15 protein-coding genes are annotated in these 18,618 nt (G+C 30.3%); 8 read left to right on the forward strand and 7 right to left on the reverse strand.

From position 1 onward, the window contains the following. Positions 1-80: 80 nt before the first annotated feature. The 5 genes from aspS to I6E17_RS06215 form a co-directional block, all read right to left on the reverse strand. A complete protein-coding gene (gene aspS, locus I6E17_RS06195; protein ID WP_235236204.1) occupies positions 81-1,856 on the reverse strand; it encodes an aspartate--tRNA ligase in 1,776 nt (591 codons plus the stop codon). Positions 1,857-1,882: 26 nt separating this feature from the next. Further along, positions 1,883-3,124 carry a histidine--tRNA ligase gene (gene hisS, locus I6E17_RS06200; protein WP_235236205.1) on the reverse strand — a complete coding sequence of 414 codons (1,242 nt, stop codon included), beginning with the start codon at positions 3,122-3,124 and terminating at the stop codon, positions 1,883-1,885. 36 nt (positions 3,125-3,160) lie between these two features. Beyond that, a complete protein-coding gene (locus I6E17_RS06205; RefSeq protein ID WP_235236233.1) occupies positions 3,161-4,393 on the reverse strand; it encodes a replication-associated recombination protein A in 1,233 nt (410 codons plus the stop codon). Positions 4,394-4,462: 69 nt separating this feature from the next. After that, complete coding sequence (gene secG, locus I6E17_RS06210) at positions 4,463-4,690, reverse strand: preprotein translocase subunit SecG (RefSeq protein ID WP_176829035.1); 228 nt, start codon at positions 4,688-4,690, stop codon at positions 4,463-4,465. A gap of 133 nt (positions 4,691-4,823) precedes the next feature. Beyond that, a complete protein-coding gene (locus I6E17_RS06215) occupies positions 4,824-7,175 on the reverse strand; it encodes an aminotransferase class I/II-fold pyridoxal phosphate-dependent enzyme (RefSeq protein WP_176829036.1) in 2,352 nt (783 codons plus the stop codon). A 128-nt stretch (positions 7,176-7,303) separates the two neighbouring features. Between I6E17_RS06215 and I6E17_RS06220 the strand changes: the two genes are divergently transcribed. The 5 genes from I6E17_RS06220 to nhaC all read left to right on the forward strand — a co-directional run bounded on the left by I6E17_RS06220 (position 7,304) and on the right by nhaC (position 11,334). Continuing rightward, positions 7,304-7,924, forward strand: coding sequence for a DJ-1/PfpI family protein (locus tag I6E17_RS06220; protein WP_176829037.1), 621 nt, complete (start codon positions 7,304-7,306; stop codon positions 7,922-7,924). 81 nt (positions 7,925-8,005) lie between these two features. Continuing rightward, positions 8,006-8,485 (forward strand): FKBP-type peptidyl-prolyl cis-trans isomerase, encoded by a 480-nt coding sequence (locus tag I6E17_RS06225; protein WP_176829038.1) that lies wholly within the window; start codon positions 8,006-8,008, stop codon positions 8,483-8,485. A gap of 139 nt (positions 8,486-8,624) precedes the next feature. Beyond that, positions 8,625-9,053, forward strand: a complete 429-nt coding sequence (rpiB, locus tag I6E17_RS06230; RefSeq protein ID WP_176829039.1) for a ribose 5-phosphate isomerase B — start codon at positions 8,625-8,627, stop codon at positions 9,051-9,053. A gap of 31 nt (positions 9,054-9,084) precedes the next feature. Further along, positions 9,085-9,423 carry a histidine triad nucleotide-binding protein gene (locus I6E17_RS06235; RefSeq protein WP_176829040.1) on the forward strand — a complete coding sequence of 113 codons (339 nt, stop codon included), beginning with the start codon at positions 9,085-9,087 and terminating at the stop codon, positions 9,421-9,423. Between the two features lie 453 nt (positions 9,424-9,876). Then, positions 9,877-11,334 (forward strand): Na+/H+ antiporter NhaC, encoded by a 1,458-nt coding sequence (gene nhaC, locus I6E17_RS06240; protein WP_176829041.1) that lies wholly within the window; start codon positions 9,877-9,879, stop codon positions 11,332-11,334. Between the two features lie 82 nt (positions 11,335-11,416). On the opposite strand, the gene I6E17_RS06245 is transcribed toward nhaC, so the two are convergent. Next, entirely contained in the window at positions 11,417-12,457 is a 1,041-nt protein-coding gene (locus I6E17_RS06245; RefSeq protein ID WP_176829042.1) for a 2-hydroxyacid dehydrogenase, read from the reverse strand. Positions 12,458-12,686: 229 nt separating this feature from the next. Here I6E17_RS06245 and I6E17_RS06250 point away from each other — a divergent pair, with 229 nt between their 5' ends. After that, positions 12,687-13,427: a DUF368 domain-containing protein gene (locus tag I6E17_RS06250; protein ID WP_235236206.1), complete on the forward strand. Its 741-nt coding sequence runs from the start codon at positions 12,687-12,689 to the stop codon at positions 13,425-13,427. A 141-nt stretch (positions 13,428-13,568) separates the two neighbouring features. Here I6E17_RS06250 and rpsT read toward each other — a convergent pair whose 3' ends face one another. After that, positions 13,569-13,829, reverse strand: coding sequence for a 30S ribosomal protein S20 (rpsT, locus tag I6E17_RS06255; protein WP_176829044.1), 261 nt, complete (start codon positions 13,827-13,829; stop codon positions 13,569-13,571). 249 nt (positions 13,830-14,078) lie between these two features. Between rpsT and I6E17_RS06260 the strand changes: the two genes are divergently transcribed. Together I6E17_RS06260 and I6E17_RS06265 are read left to right on the forward strand one after the other, a co-directional pair. After that, the gene (locus I6E17_RS06260; protein ID WP_235236207.1) at positions 14,079-16,523 is read left to right on the forward strand and encodes a helicase C-terminal domain-containing protein; all 2,445 of its coding nucleotides are present in this window, start codon (positions 14,079-14,081) and stop codon (positions 16,521-16,523) included. 17 nt (positions 16,524-16,540) lie between these two features. Further along, positions 16,541-18,613: an HD family phosphohydrolase gene (locus tag I6E17_RS06265; protein ID WP_235236208.1), complete on the forward strand. Its 2,073-nt coding sequence runs from the start codon at positions 16,541-16,543 to the stop codon at positions 18,611-18,613. Positions 18,614-18,618: the final 5 nt, after the last annotated feature.

Here is an 18,618-nt window from a genome sequence, read left to right on the forward strand (position 1 = left end):
GACCAGAACTTCTATTCTTTTAAAGGATTGTATCACAATTTTTACAATATTTCAATATTTATTTTATTTTTTCTCGTTTCTTATTTAGTTTCCTCAACATAAGTGCTTTCAAGATAAAGTTCTTCAAGCTGTTCTTTTTCTACAAAACCAGGAGCTTCTGTCATCAGACATTGACCTTTGTTTGTTTTAGGGAATGGAATAACATCTCTTATAGAATTTTCTTTTAACATTACCATAAGCCATCTGTCAATTCCAAATGCAAGTCCTCCGTGAGGTGGTGCACCATATTTAAATGCATCAACAAAGAATCCAAATTTTTCACGAGCTTGTTCTTTAGAAAGTCCTAATTTTTCAAATACTTTTTCTTGAACTTGAGGATTGTGAATTCTTATACTTCCTCCTCCAATTTCACTTCCGTTTAATACAAGGTCGTAAGTATTAGTTCTTATATCCATTTCGCCTGCAAGGAATTTATCCATATCTTCTGCCATAATAGAAGTGAATGGGTGGTGTTCAGCTTTATATCTTCCTTCTTCTTCATCATATTCAAACATAGGGAAATGAACAATCCATAGGAATTTAAATTCATCTTTGTTGTAAAGGTTAAGCTCTTTTCCAAGTCTTAATCTTACAGCTCCTAAACTTGCATAAACAACTTTAGGTTTATCTGCAACGATTATAATAACATCTCCTGTTTTTGCTCCTGTTCTTTCTATAACAGCATTCATTTCTTCTTCAGAGAAGAATTTTGCTATAGGAGAGTTTACTCCTTCAGCAGTAAGTTTTATCCAAGCCATTCCTTTAGCACCGAAATATCTTTTTACATATTCTTCATAATCAGAAAGAATTTTTCTTGAGAAAGTATCAGCAACACCTGGTGCAACAACAGCTTTAACAATTCCTCCAGCTTCAACAGTAGAAGTGAAAGCTTTAAATCCACATTTTGCAGCTATATCTGTTAAATCTTTTAATTCAACACCAAATCTTGTATCAGGTTTGTCTGAACCATATCTTTCCATAGCTTCTTTATATTCCATTTTTGGAAATTCATAATCTGCAGTTTCTCCTGTAACAGCAGTGAATACAGTTTTAGCAAGTCCTTCTATTATTCTTGTAACATCTTCAAGTTCAACAAAAGACATTTCAATATCAAGCTGTGTAAACTCAGGTTGTCTGTCAGCTCTTAAATCCTCATCTCTGAAACATTTTGCAATTTGGAAGTATTTTTCTACTCCTGCAATCATAAGAAGCTGCTTAAATAATTGAGGAGACTGAGGAAGTGCATAGAATTGTCCTTCATTTGTTCTGCTTGGAACTAAGAAGTCTCTTGCTCCTTCTGGAGTAGATTTTGTAAGGATAGGAGTATCTACATCAAGGAATCCTGCCTTATCCATATAGTTTCTGATTGCCATAATCATTTTATGTCTCATTTTTAAGTTGTGAATCATTTGAGGTCTTCTGATATCTAAGTATCTGTATTTTAGTCTTGTATTTTCATTAAGACCTGTATCTGTCATTTGGAATGGAAGAGTTTCACAGCTGTTTAATACAGTAAGGTCAGTTGCAAAAACTTCAATTTCTCCTGTAGGAATATTCATGTTTTTGCTGAACCTTTCTCTTACTTCTCCTTCAACTCTTATAACAGATTCTGTTTTTAATTTTTGAGCTGCCTCAACAACTGCTGCATCAGCAACATCAGTGTGGAAAACTATTTGAGTAATACCTTCTCTGTCTCTAAGGTCTACGAATGTAAGTCCTCCAAGGTCTCTTTTTGTTGCAACCCAACCGGAAAGAATAACTTTCTGACCGATATTTTCTTTCCTTAATTCACCTAAATTATGTGTTCTGTATATCATTTTAAATCCTCTCCTTAAAAAGATTATTATTTTGCGATTTTATTTATAACTTCTTCAAGAGTAACTTCTTCCTGTGTTCTGGCATTGAAATCTTTTAAAACTACAACACCTTTATTAAGTTCATCTTCACCTATTATGATAACATAATTTACACCAAGTTTGTCAGCTTTTTTCATGTGTCCTTTCATTCCTCTTGCTCCAAAGTCCACTGCTGCTTTAAGACCTGCTTTTCTTAAATCATTTGTAAGTTTCATTGCAGTTTCTTCAGCTTTTTCACCAAGCCACGCAACATATACATCAGGATTTTCAGAAGGAATTTCATCAAGAAGCATCATTATTCTTTCAATTCCAGCAGCAAAACCAAAAGCAGGAATTTCCTTATCTCCAAGCTGTTTTAGAAGATTGTCATATCTTCCTCCTCCAAGAACAGTTCCCTGAGCACCAAGTTTATTTGTAACTATTTCATAAACTGTACTTGAATAATAATCAAGTCCTCTTACTAGTTTAGGGTTTTCAACATATGGAACTCCAAAAAGAGTAAGATATTTTTTTACAGTTTCATAGTGTGTTCTTTCTTCTTCTGAAAGAGAATCAATAATGCTTGGAGCATTTGCAGTATGTTTCTTACATGTGTCTATTTTACAATCAAGAACTCTTAAAGGATTTGTTTCAAGTCTTCTTTTACAGTCCTCACAAAGCTCTTCTTTAACAGGCATAAGGTAGTCTATAAGAGCCTGTCTGTATTTTTTACGAGATTCTTGTCCTCCAACAGAGTTAATATTAACTTCAAGATCAGTTATTCCAAGTTTTTCAAGGAAATGGTATCCCATAGCAATAACTTCAGCATCAAGAACAGGGGATGATTCTCCAAGAACTTCAACACCCACCTGATTAAATTCTCTCTGTCTTCCTGCCTGAGGTCTTTCATATCTGAACATAGATCCAAGATAATAAAATTTAGATACTTCTTCTTTAGCATAAATTTTATTTTCAAGATATGCTCTTACAACAGATGCAGTTCCCTCAGGTCTAAGAGTAATGCTTCTGTCTCCTTTGTCAATAAAAGTATACATTTCTTTTTCAACAACATCTGTAGCTTCACCTATTCCTCTTTTGAAAAGGTCTGTTTCTTCAAATATAGGTGTTTTTATAAAAGAATACCCATAAGATTTGAATAAATCTTCAGCTTCTCTATGAATGTATGAATATTTTGAGGCAGTTCCCTCAATAATGTCTTTTGTACCTCTCACTGCCTTAATAAGTTTCATCAGTTTCCCTCCTGAATATATTTACATAAATTATTTTTATTTTCTGTTTTTCCAAAGTTTTTCAATTTTATCTCTTATCTGGTTTTCAAATTTATTGTTTCCAGGTTCATAATATTTTTTTACTTTTTTTCTATATGCTTGTTCTATAAAATTTCCTGGATAATCGTGAGGATATATATATCCTTTTGCTCCATCAGCTATGTGTGCAGGAACAGGCTCAAGATCTCCAGCTTTTATATCAGCAAGAACAGAATTAATTCCATTATAACACGAGTTGCTTTTACTTGAAATAGCTAAATAAATAACAGCATGAGCAAGAATAATTCTTATTTCAGGCATTCCTATTTTTTCAGAAGCATTATATGCAGCATTTGCAATAAGAAGTGCCTCTGGATTTGCCATTCCAATATCTTCACTAGCTTGAATAAGAAGGCGTCTTGCGATATACCTTGGATCTTCTCCTCCATAAAGAAGTCTTCCCATCCAATAAAGTGCAGCATCAGGATCGCTTCCTCTTATACTTTTAATCATAGCTGAAATTATATTATATTTATCTTCTTCTTTATGAAAAGAAGCTTTTCTTTGAGAAAAAATTTCTTCAACATCTTTCGTATTACTATTTTCAAGATTTTTAAAGTAAAGTTCAAGATAGTTAAGAGCAATTCTGCTGTCTCCATTTGAAATATCAAGAATGATATTTTTAATATTTTCAGGAAGATTTTTTCCGTAATATTTTTCTCCTCTTTTCAGAACTTCTTTTATATCTTCCCTGTTAAGTGCTTTAAACTCAAAAACAAGGCATCTTGAAAGAAGAGCATTATTAAGATTATGATATGGATTTTCTGTTGTAGCTCCTATTAGAATAAGAACACCAGATTCAGTATAAGAAAGTAGGGCATCTTGCTGCAGTTTATTGAACCTATGTATTTCATCAAGAAATAAAACAGTTCTTCTTCCATAAAGCTCAATATCTTGTTTAGCTTTTGAGACAATATCTCTTAAGTCATTAAGGGAAGCAACAGTTGCATTTAGTGAAGCTATATTACAGTTAAGTTCATTTGAAATAACTTCTCCAAGAGAACTTTTTCCACACCCTGGAGGGCCGAAAAGAATCATATTGCTTATATTTCCACTTTTTATAATATTTGTAAGAATTTTATTGTCTCCAAGAAGCTCTTTCTGTCCTATAAATTCACTGAGTTTTTTTGGTCTCAGCTTTAAGGAAAGAGGTTTTATATCATTGTAATTATTTTGAAAAAGAGTTCCCATACTCATAAAATCTTCTCCTGAAAAACATAGAAATAAAAAGACATGTTGATACAACATGTCTTCAATTTTTTATGATAAGTATAAGTATAATAAAAGTGCTGTTATTATAAATAAAGCAGCTACAATTTTTGTTGCTTTTGCTAAAGGACCACCATCTTTTGACAATCCGAAAACTGTATTTGCACTTCCCATTCCCATACTTCCAGAAAGTCCACGACTCCTGTCAGGTTGTATTAAAACTAATACAATTAGGGCTATGGCAAAGATAAATAACAATGCTGTTAATAAACCTTCCATTTTTATCCTCCGACTTTGTGTATATTCTCATAATATTATAATACATTCTTAGCAATTTGAAAAGAATTATATTTAATAAAAATAAAAAAACTCTTGGCTAACCAAGAGTTTTAAATTATTCAATAAATATTTATTAATATATTGGGTTAAGCATAAATTCTGTAAAGTCTCTTACAAGAGCAGCAGTTTTTTCATTTTTGTCACGAACTGGGTTAAATTCAACTATATCAACTGATGTGATAAAGTAGTTTTTAAATAAGAATTTGAATGTTTTATAAACATCATCTTCATCAAATCCGTTTTTAACTGGAGTACTTACTCCTGGAGCTGCTATTGGATTCATAGAATCTATGTCAAAACTGATGTGGATATTGTCAACTTTTAAGTAATCATGAATTTCAGCAAGAACACTGTCTATTCCTTTACGAAGAACATCATCATAATGATATACTTTTACTCCAAGTTTTTCAATAACATCTCTTTCTCTTACATCAATATCTCTTGCTCCCAAAAGAACAACATTTTCAGGTTTTATTTTTGCACCTTCAAAGAAACAGTTAACCATGTCTTCGTCTCCTTCTCCTTGTAAAAGTGCAAGAGGCATTCCATGAATATTTCCTGTAATTGTAGTTTCATTTGTATTCATGTCTGCATGGGCATCAATCCAGATAACTCCTATTTCTTTTGTTTTTGCAACTCCAGAAATTGTTCCAAGAGCAATAGAGTGGTCTCCTCCGATTGTTATTGGTCTGTATCCATCTTCTATAGCTTCATTTATAGATTTAGCTACTTTTTCACAGGTATGAAGTATTGTATTTTTATATTTCATATTTGGATGATTGAAGTCTTCTCTTTGTTTTTCAATATCAATAACTTCAATTTCATCAAATGTATCTGGATAATTTTCAACAAGGACATCAACACCAAATTCTATTCCAGATTTATCTGCTCCAAGATTTAATGGAACACCAAATATTTTATTTTTCATTTTTTCAGTGTAGATGTACATAGCATCTTCATCTTCAATTACATTAATATATTCAAGGTTAGGATCTTCCATTCCTTGAAGATGAGTTTTAGTTTCTTTAAGTTCATCAATATATTCAATAACTTCTTTGCTGATTCTTTCTCCTGGAACTATAATAGGGATACCAGGTGGATAAGCCATAATCATTTCAGCACAGATTTTTCCTTCGCTTTCTTCAAAAAGAACTTTGTTTTTATCAGAATAGAATGCTTCCCTTGGTACAAGTACAGGCTCAGGGATTGCAGGTATTCTTAAACTTTTAACTTTTTTAATTTCTTTAGTGTCATAGAATCTTTTGCTTATATCTTTAAGAGCGTTTATAAGTTTTAAAGCACTGTCAGGAGTATCTCCTATTGTAATAAGCCCTAAAACATTGTAGTAATCTGAAAGTTCCATTTGAATATTGTAGTCATCTGTTAAAATTGATTCAAGTTCAAATCCTGTAATTCCAAGTCCTTTTGCAGATATAGTAATTTTTGTAGGATCAAAAGCAAATACTCCTTCTCTTCCTACAATTTCAGCTCCAAATGAGTGAATTCCTGGAATTTTATTTATTTCAGATCTTAAATAATTTGCAAGTTCTATTGTTCTTGTAAGAAGATCTCTTCCATGGATTGCCATTTGTCTTCTTGCACAGTCAAGTGATGCCATCAATGGATAAGATGGAGATGTTGTGTGTAAAAGACTAAGAATTTGCTGAACTCTGTTAGCATCTACTCTGTTTGAATTTACATGAAGAAGAGACATTTGAGTCATTGCCCCTAAAATTTTATGTGTACTTTGACAACAGATGTCAGCTCCTGCATCAACAGCAGATAATGGTAAGTCTTCATGGAAATGAAGATGAGGGCCATGAGCTTCATCAACGATTAAAGGAATATCATAGCTGTGAACTATATTTGCTATTTTTTGAATGTCAGTTGCCACTCCATAATATGTAGGGTTTATTATAAGAACTGCTTTTATATCTGAATGCTGTTCAAGCATTTTTTCAACTGTTGATGGTCTTACTCCATGAGCAATTCCAAGTTCGTCATCAATTTCAGGATTCATATAAACAGGAACAGCTCCTGAAAGAATTATTCCAGCAGAAACAGATTTATGAACATTTCTTGGAACAAGTATTTTTTCTCCTGATTTTACAACTGATAATATCATGGCTTGAATGGCTCCTGATGTTCCATTCACGGCGAAGAAACTTTTCTTAACTCCATAAGCATCTGCTGCAAGTTCTTGAGCTTCTTTTATACAGCTTTTTGGGTGGTGAAGTCCGTCAACCATTTTAAAAATAGTAACATCTATTTTAAATGGGTTGGTTCCCATAAACTCCAAAAATTCTTCATCCACTCCATGTCCTTGCTTATGTCCCGGAACATGAAAAGGAACTATGTTTCTTTTTACATATACATCTTTCAACACTGTGAAAAGCGGTGTTAGATTTTGGTCTAAAGTTGCCATTCTTACCTCCTTAATTTACTTAATAAATTATCAAATTTTTTTATTTATGTTATAATACAAATGCAAATTATTGTAGGGCTTTTTTTTGCTTTAGTCAACCTTTATTTTTTATGGAAAGGAGTATTTTTTTGAAAAAATTTCTTCTCTTTATTTCAAATGGCTCTGAAATGTTAGAAATTTCTCCCTTTGTGGATATTTTTGGATGGAACGAAATTGTTGGAGACAAAAAACAAAAAATTAAGATTGTAACAATTTCATACGGAGAAATTGTAAATGCTACATGGAATTTGAAAATAAAAACAGAGCTTAAATTTGATGAAAACTTTAAGTATGAAGATGAATATGATGGAATAATTATTCCTGGTGGTTTTGGAAAAGCAGGATATTTTAATGACATTAAAAAAGAAAGTTTTCAGAATCTTATAAGAAAATTTTATGAAAAAGATAAGATTACAGTAGGTATATGTACAGGTGCGATAGCTTTAGGGGAAGCAGGTATATTAAAAGGAAAAAAGGCTACAACATATTTTCTTGATAATAAAAGATATTTTAATCAGCTTGAAAAATTTGGAGCATTTCCTGTTATGAAAACTCTTGTTAAGGACGGAAATATTTTTACAACAGCAAATCCTCAGTCAGCACTTGTTCTTGGATTTACACTTCTTGAGCTTTTAACTTCAAAAGAAAATATGGAGAAGGTTGCTTTTAATATGGGATACTCTCATATATGCTGTGAAAATATAATATAAATCTTAAATAAATAGTGAAATTTCATAAAATATATGTTATGCTTTAAATGTAAAACCATAAATTTTTTAAGAGGTGAAAATATGAAAATAGAAGAAGGAAAAGTAGTAACACTTGAATTTAGAGTTTATGACAACAAAACTAATGAACTTCTTGAAGATACTAAAGAAGTAGGACCTTTCTTTTATATCCATGGATTTGGATATTTCGTTCCAAAAGTTGAAGAGGAATTAGAAGGAAAAGAAGCAGGGTATAAAACAAAAGTAGCTCTTACAGCTGAAGAAGGATATGGAGAATACGACGAAGACTTAGTAATGGAAATGGATAGAAAAGATTTTGCTGAGTTTGAAGATATCTATGAAGGATTAGATTTCATAGCTGATCTTGATGACGGTTCTGAACAATCTTTTGTTATAACAAAAATAGAAGATGATGTTGTAACTGCTGACGGAAATCACCCATTTGCTGGAAGAGATGTAAGATTTGAAATAGAAGTTACAGGAGTAAGAGAAGCTACTGAAAAAGAAATAGAAGCTGGAGAACCATTATTTCAAGGATTTTAATTTCTGTTAATTTTCTTTGAGTAAGTAAAGAAAATTAACCAAAAGAAACTTGCTTTGCTGGAGAAAATTTTTTTATTATTTTTTAATGCAACAAGGTCTAATATTTTGATAAATTATTCTAAAAAAGGGGTAAATAGTAATGAAAATAGCTTTAGGTTGTGACCACGGTGGTTACGAATTAAAAGAAAAAGTAAAAAAGCATCTTATAGAAAAAGGGCATGAAGTTTTAGATTTAGGATGTCATTCAACTGAATCTGTAAACTATCCTGTTTATGGAAAAGCAGTTGGACACGCTGTTGTAAACAAAGAAGCTGACTTAGGAGTTATTATCTGTGGAACAGGAATAGGAATTTCTATTGCTGCAAATAAAGTTAAAGGTGTAAGAGCTGCTCTTTGTATGAATACAACAATGGCAAGACTTACTAAAGAACACAATAATGCCAATGTTCTTGCAATGGGTGCAAGAATGATAGGAGATGTACTTGCTCTTGAAATCGTAGATGAGTTCTTAACTGCTGAGTTCCAAGGTGGAAGACATGCAGAAAGAATAGCTATGCTTGAAGACTAATAATAAAAAATAAAACTGGAGGTATTTAATTATGGCATCTATTTTTACAAAAATAATCAATAGAGAAATACCTGCTGCTATAGTTTTTGAAAATGATAAGGTTATAGCTTTTAAGGATATAAATCCTCAGGCACCTGTACATATTCTTGTTGTTCCCAAAAAAGAAATAGCAACAGTAAATGATATAAAAGAAGAAGACAAGGAACTTATTGGTGAAGTTTATCTTGCCATAGGAAAAATTGCTGCTGATTTGGGAATAGCAGAAGAGGGATACAGAGTAATTGCAAACTGTAATGAGTATGGAGGACAAGAAGTATTTCATATTCATTTCCATCTTCTTGGAGGAAAAAAATTAGGTCCTCTTGTATAGGAAATAAAAAATATAAAAATAAAAAATTTTTTTCACAGAGACTTAGTTTTAGTCTCTGTTTTTTTTTATTGTTATAAAAAATATGAAATCAAAAAAATAATTCAAAAAAAATTTATTATTGACTTATTTTTTTTTATACTATAATAGCCTAAGAAACAACGAATACAAATCGCTTAGTTTTATTATATAATTTCACTATTATCTTAATAAAAAAGCGGGGGACCCACTTTATGAACAAAGGTTTTATGTTCATGCTAACCTCGTCACACATTTTCGGGGGGCTATGGGGTCTTACATAGATTTAGTCTGTATAACACCATGCACTGTCATGGTGTTTTTTATTTCATTAAAAAAATTGTTTATAAAAAAATTAAAATAAAATCAAAAAATCAAGGGGTGATATTTAGGATTTAATTCATTGAATTAATATTCTAGAGATTAAGGAGGTATCTTATGAAACAAAAAACAGAAAATGTCAGAGAAACAAAATTTATACACGCATTTATACCATTAGTATTTTTGGTATGTTCTCTTACATACACCATAAGGTACACCAATGCAGATCCACATATTCCTATTATGATTTCAGGAATGCTTGCAGCTTGTGTTGCAATGTTTTCATTAAAATATAAATGGGACTATATACTTGAAGGAATTTTAAATACAATTAAGTCATCAATGGAAGCAGCTATAATTCTTCTTATAATTGGAATGGTTGTAGGAAGCTGGATTATTTCTGGTGTAGTTCCTACAATGATTTTTTATGGATTAAAAATAATTTCTCCAGGAATATTTCTTCCAGCAGCTCTTATTCTTGCTCTTATAGTTGCTCTTGCAACAGGAAGTTCATGGAGTACAGCAGCAACTGTAGGAATTGCTCTTATGGGAGTTGGAACAGGACTTGGAATTCCTCCTCAAATAACAGCAGGAGCAATAATTTCTGGGGCATATATGGGAGATAAACTTTCTCCTCTTTCAGATACAACAAATCTTGCACCAGCTATGGCAGGATCAAATCTGTTTGAACATATAAAAGCAATGCTTGCCACAACTATACCAAGTTTTATAATAACACTTATCCTTTTCTGTATAATAGGAAGCAGATATGCAGGTTCTGATATAGATACAGCAACACTTAATTCAATATTAGGAACATTACAGAATCAGTTTTATATAAGTCCTTTATTATTTATAGTTCCTGTTATAACAATAACACTTGTTGTTAAAAAAGTTCCTGCTATTCCAGGTCTTTTCTGTGGAAGTTTAATAGGTGGAATTGCAGCTATGGTATTCCAAAAAACATCTCTTTCTGATTTTATAACTGCTCTTCAAAAAGGTTATGTGTCACAATCAGGAAATGCTGTTGTAGATGAACTTCTTACAAGAGGAGGAATGAACAGCATGATGTGGACAGTATCTCTTATAATATGTGCTCTTTTTCTTGGAGGAGTTATGGAGAGAGCTGGAATGCTTAATGCTATAGCAAATAAGATTTTAAGCCTTGCAAAATCAACAGGAAGTCTTATTCTTGCAACAATATTTACAGCTATTGCTTCAAATGCTTTAGCTGCAGAACAATATCTTTCAATAGTTATTACAGGAAGAATATTTAAAGATGCTTATGCAAAAAGAAATCTTCATCCAGTAACTCTTTCAAGAGTTTTAGAAGATTCAGGAACACTATCATCTCCACTTTTCCCATGGAACAGTTGTGGTGCTTACATGATTGCAGCTCTTGGAATAGCTCCTTGGATATATGTTCCATATTGTTTCTTAAATTTAATTAACCCTGTAATTTCAGCAATATATGGATATACAGGATTTACAATTAAATATCTTAATGGAGAAAATGAAAAAAAATTCCATTTTAAAAAAGCTTTACTTACAATGTTAAATATTTTTCATAAATAAAAAATTATAATAGAGGGCTGTTGCATTTTATAATTTATAAAATACAACAGCCCACATTTTTTATTATAAAGTAAATTTTTGGTTATCCTACTACACGGCAGTTTTCATCATTTTTATCGCATATATATTTAACTTCATTTACAAGAGGTTTTCCTTCAATAAAATCTCTTATATTATTTAATGTAGTAATTGTTATTGCTTCAATAGCTTCTTTTGTAAAGTAAGCCTGATGAGAAGTGATAAGAACATTATGGAAAGAAAGAAGTCTTCCTAAAATATCATCTTCAATCACCTCATCAGATTTATCTTCAAAGAAATAATTTGCTTCTTCTTCATAAACATCAAGAGCAGCAGCTCCTATTTTTTTATCTTTTAAGGCTTCTACAAGATCAACTGAATCTATTAAAAGTCCTCTTCCTGTATTAACAATCATAACTCCATCTTTCATTTTTGCCATTGATTCTCTATTTATCATATATTGAGTTTCTTTAGTAAGAGGACAGTTTAAAGAAATAATATCTGATTCTCTGTATAAAGTATCAAGATCAACAAATTCAAAGCCAAGCTCTTTTGCTTTTTCATAATTTGGGTAAGGATCATAGGCAATAACTTTTGTTCCAAAACCTTTTAATATTTTTATAAGAATTTGAGCTATTTTTCCTGCACCTATAATACCTACAGTTTTTTCATGCAGATCATATCCCATAAGACCATTTATAGAAAAATTTCCTTCTCTTGTACGAACATATGCTTTATGAATTTTTCTGCTCAGAGAAAGAATCATTCCCATAGTATATTCTGCTATTGAGTAAGGAGAATAGGCAGGAACTCTTACAACTTGAAATCTTCCTTTGATATCTTTAAAAGAGATATTGTTGTATCCTGCACATCTCATTGCAAGAAGTTTAACTCCATTTTCAGCCATAATATCAATAACTTTTTTATCTATTGTATCATTTGCAAAAGCACAAACAATTTCATATCCCTTTGTAAGAGGTGCAGTCTCCTCAGTAAGTTTTCCTTTTAGAAATTTCATTTCTATATTATAATCTTTTCCATATTTATTAAAAAATTCTTTGTCATATGATTTTATGTCAAAAAATAATACTTTTTTCTTTTCCATTTTACAACCTCCATAAATATTTAATTAATTTTATGTATATAGTATATCATTTGAAAAAATTTATTACTACAAATTCTTTATTTTTTTAATAAAGAATTTGTAAAAATATATTTTTTGTAGTTTATGTACTGCTTTAAAGCATTATAAATATTTTATTTTTTATTCTTTTTTTAACTTTTATATGATAAAATACGATTTGTAGTACAAAAGTAACAGGAGGCTTTAAAAAATGTTTAAAAATATACTTAAAGGTGTAGGAATAGGAGTTGCCAATATTATTCCAGGTGTCTCAGGAGGAACTTTGGCAGTTGTTTTTGGAATATATGATTATCTTATGGAAGCAGTTGCTTGTTTTTTAACAGCATCAAGAGAGAAAAAGAAAGAATATGCAAAATTTCTTATTCAGATAGGTATAGGAGCAGGAGCAGGAATATTAATTTTTGCAAGAGTAATAGAATATCTTTTTGCTCATTATCCTGTGCAGACAAAAATAGCTTTTGTTATTCTTATTCTTCCTTCAATTCCACTTATAGTGAAGGGGGAAAATTACAGAGATAAAAAGAATATTATTTCTTTTATTTTAGGTTTTATATCTATAATGCTTTTTACTTATGCAGCAATTAAAGTTTCAGGAGGGCCTCAGGAATTTGAAAATGTGAGAACAGTTTTTTCTTTTTCTTATTATATAAAATTGGCTTTTTGTGGATTTATAGCTATAGGAGCTATGATTATTCCTGGAATTTCTGGTTCATTTCTTCTTTTAATATTAGGAGAATATCAAAATATTCTTTCATATATTAATAATTTTCAGATAGTTCCTATGATGTATCTTGCTGTTGGAATGGGAATGGGTGCACTTGGATTTACAAAAGTTATAAATTACTGTTTGAAAAATTACAGAAGTCTTACTCTTTTCTTTATACTTGGAATAATAATTGCATCACTTATACAGCTTTTATTAAATTTATAAATTATTATGTATTCCTGCATTAATGACAAAATGTTTTTAATGTAGGAATTTTTTTATATCTATTAATAATGAAAAAAAGAAAAAAGCCGAATATCAAAAGATATTCGGCATTTCTTTGTTTTGGTTGTTAGTCAACAAGAATTATAAAGCGTTAACTTTAGCTGCTAATCTAGCTTTTTTTCTAGAAGCTGTATTTTTCTTTAATACACCTTTAGTAACTGCTTTGTCAAATTCTTTGTAAGCTACAGTTAAAGCTGCCTTAGCTGCTTCAACATCAGCAGTTTCAACAGCTGCTAAAACTTTTTTAGTCATAGTTTTAACTCTAGTTTTTACTGCTTGATTTCTCACTCTGTTTCTCTCGTTGATTAATACTCTCTTTTTAGCTGATTTTGAGTTTGCCAAATTAAAAACCTCCTAAATAATTATAAATAAAATAATAATGTTTTTTGGTAACTTATTTTATCATGGTCTTAAAATTTAACAGGTAAGATCTAAAAGAGAGACACATATCTAAAACAATGGACCAAAGATATTATATCATAAAAAGCTGAAATGTAAAAGGAAAAAATAAAAAAGAGTATCTATTTTTTTAAAAAAAGGTTATCATATAGGCTGAATAAGTTTTGAAATTTTATTTAGAGAGGATTTCTTATGAATATAGAAGAAAAAATATCTCTTGAAGCCAGAGAAAAAATGGCCTTTGAGATTGAAGAGTCTGGTGGAAACGAAGTATTCTTTCGTGGAATCCTTGATGAAAATAAAATAGTAGCAGATGTTGAAGTCCTTGCTAAAGGAAACAGATACAGTGTTCCTGCTATTTTAAAAAGAATGAAAAAAAATGAAATTATTATACATAATCATCCTTCAGGATATCTTTATCCTTCTGATGCAGATGTAGAAATAGCATCAATTTTCGCAGACAGAATGGACGGAGGGTCATATATTATAGATAATAGTGCTGAAAATGTTTATGTTATTACAGAAGCATATTTTGATGAAAATAAAAAAATAGATATAAAACCTTATTTTGAAAGAAATGGACTTCTCTCTCAGTGCTTTAAGGAATTTGAATATAGAGATGAACAGCTTCATATGGCTGAGCATATTGAAAAAGGTCTTAACGATGAAAAAAAAGTTGTTGTGGAAGCAGGAACAGGAACAGGAAAAACTCTTGCATACCTTATTCCAAGTATTCAATGGGCTGTTGAAAATGGAAAAAAGGTTATTATATCAACAAATACAATAAATTTACAGGAGCAGCTTTTAAATAAAGACATTCCTATTGTAAAAAAAATAATGCAGAAAGATTTTAAATATCTTTTAGTTAAAGGAAGAGGGAATTTTTTATGTAACAGAAAACATGCTAATCTTCTTTCAATGAAACCTGCAGATTTAGAAGAATTTTCACAAGATCAGAAAAAGCAGTTTGAGGCACTTATAAACTGGGGAAAAGAAACAAGAATAGGGGATAAATCTGAACTTTATTTTGAAGTTGATTATACAGTTTGGGAATATTTCCAAAGTGAGACAGATATATGTGCAGGTTCAAGATGCCCTTATAAAAGCGAATGTTTCTTTTTAAAATCAAGAGAAGAAAAGAAAAAAGCAGATATTTTAATTGCTAATCATCATATTTTTTTCTCGGATCTTGCAATAAGAAAAGAGATAGGATTTAATACAGATTATTCTATTCTTCCTGAATATGGATTAGTTGTTTTTGATGAAGCCCATAATATTCAGAAAGTAGCAAGAGACTATTTTTCTTATGAAGTTTCAAAATATGGTTTTACAAAAGCGATGAATCAGATTCATAATGTTTCTAATAATAAGAAACATAAAGGACAGCTTGAAATACTTCTTCAATATTTGAAAAAAAGAAATTATGAAGATAAGGAAGTTGTAGAAAAATTATTGGAAAATGATGTAAGAATAAATCATAATAATCTTTTTAAAGCAGGACGGGATTATTTTGACAGACTTATTGAGATTTTTTCAAAAGGACAGGTTGGAAGCATAAGTTTCAGAATAAAAAAAGATGAAATTATGGCTTCATCTTTTTACAGTATGCTTAATGATGTAAAAGAAAATTTCATACTGGAATTTAATACCTATCTTCGTACTGCAAGAAAAATTATAACATCTTTGAAAGATACTGAAGATAATGATGGAATTATTAATGATTTTAGTAAATATATAGAAAGACTTGAAACATTTTTTGAAAATTTCAAATTTATAAATAATCTTGATGATGAAGAATTTATTTATTGGGTTGAAGTAAATAATAAAAAGAGTAACTCAAAACTTGTTGCCACTCCTTTAAATATAGATGGAGAATTAAGTGAAAATCTTTATTCAAATTTAAAGCAGCTTATATTTACATCAGCTACCATAGCAGTTGAAAATAATTTTGACTATTTTAAAAAATCAATCGGACTTGAAGAGGAAACATATGATAAGATAATTGCCTCTCCTTTTGATTATGACAGACAAATGAAAGTTTATATTCCGAGTGGACTTCCAGATCCAAATGATAGAAACTTTTTAGATGAGATTGAACCTCTTTTAAAAAAGATGATTTTAAAAACAAAGGGAAGAACTTTTGTTCTTTTTACATCTTATAAATCTTTAAATTATATGTATTATATGTTAAGGGAAGAACTTGAAGAAAATGGGATTAATTTTTTTATTCAGGGAATGTATCCAAGAACAAAGTTAGTAGAAATGTTTAAGAACAGCGATTCTCCTGTATTATTTGGAACAGACTCTTTCTGGGAGGGAGTAGATGTAAAAGGAGAAAAACTTGTTTCTGTTATAATAGTAAAACTTCCTTTTAAAGTTCCAAGTGATCCTGTTACAGAAGCTATAATTGAGACATATGAGCTTCAGGGAAAAAATCCTTTTATAGAATATCAGATTCCAGAATCTGTTATTAAATTTAAACAAGGAATAGGGCGTCTTATAAGAAGTAAAGAAGACAGAGGAATTATAACAATTCTAGATAATAGAATAGTGACAAAAAGATATGGGAAATATTTCCTTGATAGTATTCCTACAAAGAATATTCAAAGGATAGATCAGAGTGAAATTACAGGCTAAAAAACTACGGAGGAATTATGAAAAAATTCAAGCTTTTCGGTTTTAAATTTGTCTTTAAACTTGAGAAAGAAAATAAAGATGATGTTCAGGTTTATTCAGAGTCATATAACCTCAAGGAGAAAGTAGTATATATTCTTCTTATTATGGCTGTTTTATCTTTCAGTGCCAAGTTTCATCTTTTCTTTAACCACAATAGTTATAAGAAAGGAAGTATAGTAAAAGAGGATATCTATGCACCACAGACAATAAAATATAACGATGTGGCAAAAAGAGAAGCAATAATAGAAGAACTTATTCTTACTTCAAAAAAAGAGTATATTCATGTTCCTGAAGTTGAAGTTTCTCATTACAATGGAATGAAAAACTTCTACGATCAGATTATTGCTCTTAAAAAAGGGACAAAAATAGATTTCAATTATAAGATAATAGAAGAAAATCTTGAAAAAGATATAAATAAAAATCTTGTAAAAGAAATTTCTAAGCTGAGCACAAGAAAAATTACAGCTCAGAGAGATTCTCTTTTAAAGCTTCTTAGTGAAATATATGAAAGTAAAGTTGTAAAAGAAGATGGAATTATAACAATAAAAGATGAGGAAAGAGAAAAGATAGAAAAGCTTACCCCTCTTGAACAAAAAGTGCTTCATACTTTTATTGTTCCAAATTATATTTTTGATAAAGAAAAAACTAAAGAGGAGATAGAGAAAAAGACTTCCAAAATAGGAGAACAAATAGTTGAAGTTCATGCAGGAAGTGTTGTTGCTAAAAAAGGAGAAGTTTTAAGTGATAAAAAACTTGAACTTTTAAGTGCTGTTGGAATTTATTCTTATGGGGAAAGTGTAACAAGACTTGTAATGAATATTATGTATCTTTTTATAATCTCTTTTATATCTTATCAAACACTTTACAGAACTTTTAAAAAAGAGATTCTTAAGAAAAATACTTACAGAGCTGTTTTGATTCTTATAACAGGTGCTTTTTTCATTCTTAGATTTTTAAGTAATGAATATATGTTCATAGTTCCTTTTGAAGTAGTATTTTTTATGCTTGGTATTTTAGTAAATCCAAAATTTGCTTTTACAATGACACTTATTTCTCTTGGATTTTTAATGCCTATATTAGATTATAATCTTATATATTTCTTTATATATCTTTTTGCAGTTGTTTTAGGAACAATTCTTTTAAAAGATATAAAAACAAGATCACAGCTTATAAACTTAGGTGTTCAGCTGTCAATAGTTAAGTTTATACTATTTTTTATATTAAGTTACTTTATAGATACAATGAATGTTTCAGTTGTAATGAAAGCAGGACAGATTATTATAGCCGGAATACTTTCAGGAATGGTAAGTATAGCTCTTGTTCCTTATTTTGAAAGAACATTTAATATACTTACAAGATTTAAACTTCTTGAACTTGGAGACTTATCTCATCCTCTGCTTCGTGATCTTTCAGTTAAGACACCAGGAACTTTTTATCACTCAATGATGGTTGCTACACTTTCTGAAGCTGCAGCAGATGCCATAGGGGCAGATTCAATATTTACAAGAGTAGCATCATATTACCATGACATAGGAAAGATGAAAAGACCTAAGTTCTATGTTGAAAATCAGGAAGGAGGAGTAAATCCTCATAATGCAATATCTCCATTTTTAAGTGCTCTTATAATTGCTGCCCATACAAAAGAGGGAGCAGAGCTTGGAAAAGAATATCAGATTCCAAAAGAAATAAGAGATATAATGTATGAACATCAGGGAACAACTCTTCTTGCATATTTCTATAATAAAGCAAAACAGCTTGATGAAAATGTTCAAGAGGAAGATTTTAGATATTCAGGGCCTAAGCCAAAGACAAAAGAATCAGCAATTATCATGCTTGCTGACTCAATAGAAGCAGCAGTAAGAAGCTTAGATGAAAAAACTCCTATAACTATAGAAGCGATGATAAGAAAAATTATTGCAGGAAAAATGGGAGATGGACAGCTTTCAGATGCAGACCTTACATTTAAGGAAATAGAAACTATAATAAAAGTATTTACAAAAACTCTTATGGGGATTCACCATGTGAGAATAAAATATCCAGGACAAAAATAAAAATT

The organism is Fusobacterium perfoetens (genome assembly GCF_021531595.1).
Classification (GTDB): domain Bacteria; phylum Fusobacteriota; class Fusobacteriia; order Fusobacteriales; family Fusobacteriaceae; genus Fusobacterium_B.

Excerpts from the sequence above, each read along its gene's own strand:
- aspS (WP_235236204.1), bottom strand. The coding sequence starts at position 1,856 with ATGATATACAGAACACATAATTTAGGTGAATTAAGGAAAGAAAATATC.
- hisS (WP_235236205.1), bottom strand. The coding sequence starts at position 3,124 with ATGAAACTTATTAAGGCAGTGAGAGGTACAAAAGACATTATTGAGGGA.
- I6E17_RS06205 (WP_235236233.1), bottom strand. The coding sequence starts at position 4,393 with ATGGGAACTCTTTTTCAAAATAATTACAATGATATAAAACCTCTTTCC.
- secG (WP_176829035.1), bottom strand. The coding sequence starts at position 4,690 with ATGGAAGGTTTATTAACAGCATTGTTATTTATCTTTGCCATAGCCCTA.
- I6E17_RS06215 (WP_176829036.1), bottom strand. The coding sequence starts at position 7,175 with ATGGCAACTTTAGACCAAAATCTAACACCGCTTTTCACAGTGTTGAAA.
- I6E17_RS06225 (WP_176829038.1), top strand. The coding sequence starts at position 8,006 with ATGAAAATAGAAGAAGGAAAAGTAGTAACACTTGAATTTAGAGTTTAT.
- rpiB (WP_176829039.1), top strand. The coding sequence starts at position 8,625 with ATGAAAATAGCTTTAGGTTGTGACCACGGTGGTTACGAATTAAAAGAA.
- I6E17_RS06235 (WP_176829040.1), top strand. The coding sequence starts at position 9,085 with ATGGCATCTATTTTTACAAAAATAATCAATAGAGAAATACCTGCTGCT.
- nhaC (WP_176829041.1), top strand. The coding sequence starts at position 9,877 with ATGAAACAAAAAACAGAAAATGTCAGAGAAACAAAATTTATACACGCA.
- I6E17_RS06245 (WP_176829042.1), bottom strand. The coding sequence starts at position 12,457 with ATGGAAAAGAAAAAAGTATTATTTTTTGACATAAAATCATATGACAAA.
- I6E17_RS06250 (WP_235236206.1), top strand. The coding sequence starts at position 12,687 with ATGTTTAAAAATATACTTAAAGGTGTAGGAATAGGAGTTGCCAATATT.
- I6E17_RS06260 (WP_235236207.1), top strand. The coding sequence starts at position 14,079 with ATGAATATAGAAGAAAAAATATCTCTTGAAGCCAGAGAAAAAATGGCC.
- I6E17_RS06265 (WP_235236208.1), top strand. The coding sequence starts at position 16,541 with ATGAAAAAATTCAAGCTTTTCGGTTTTAAATTTGTCTTTAAACTTGAG.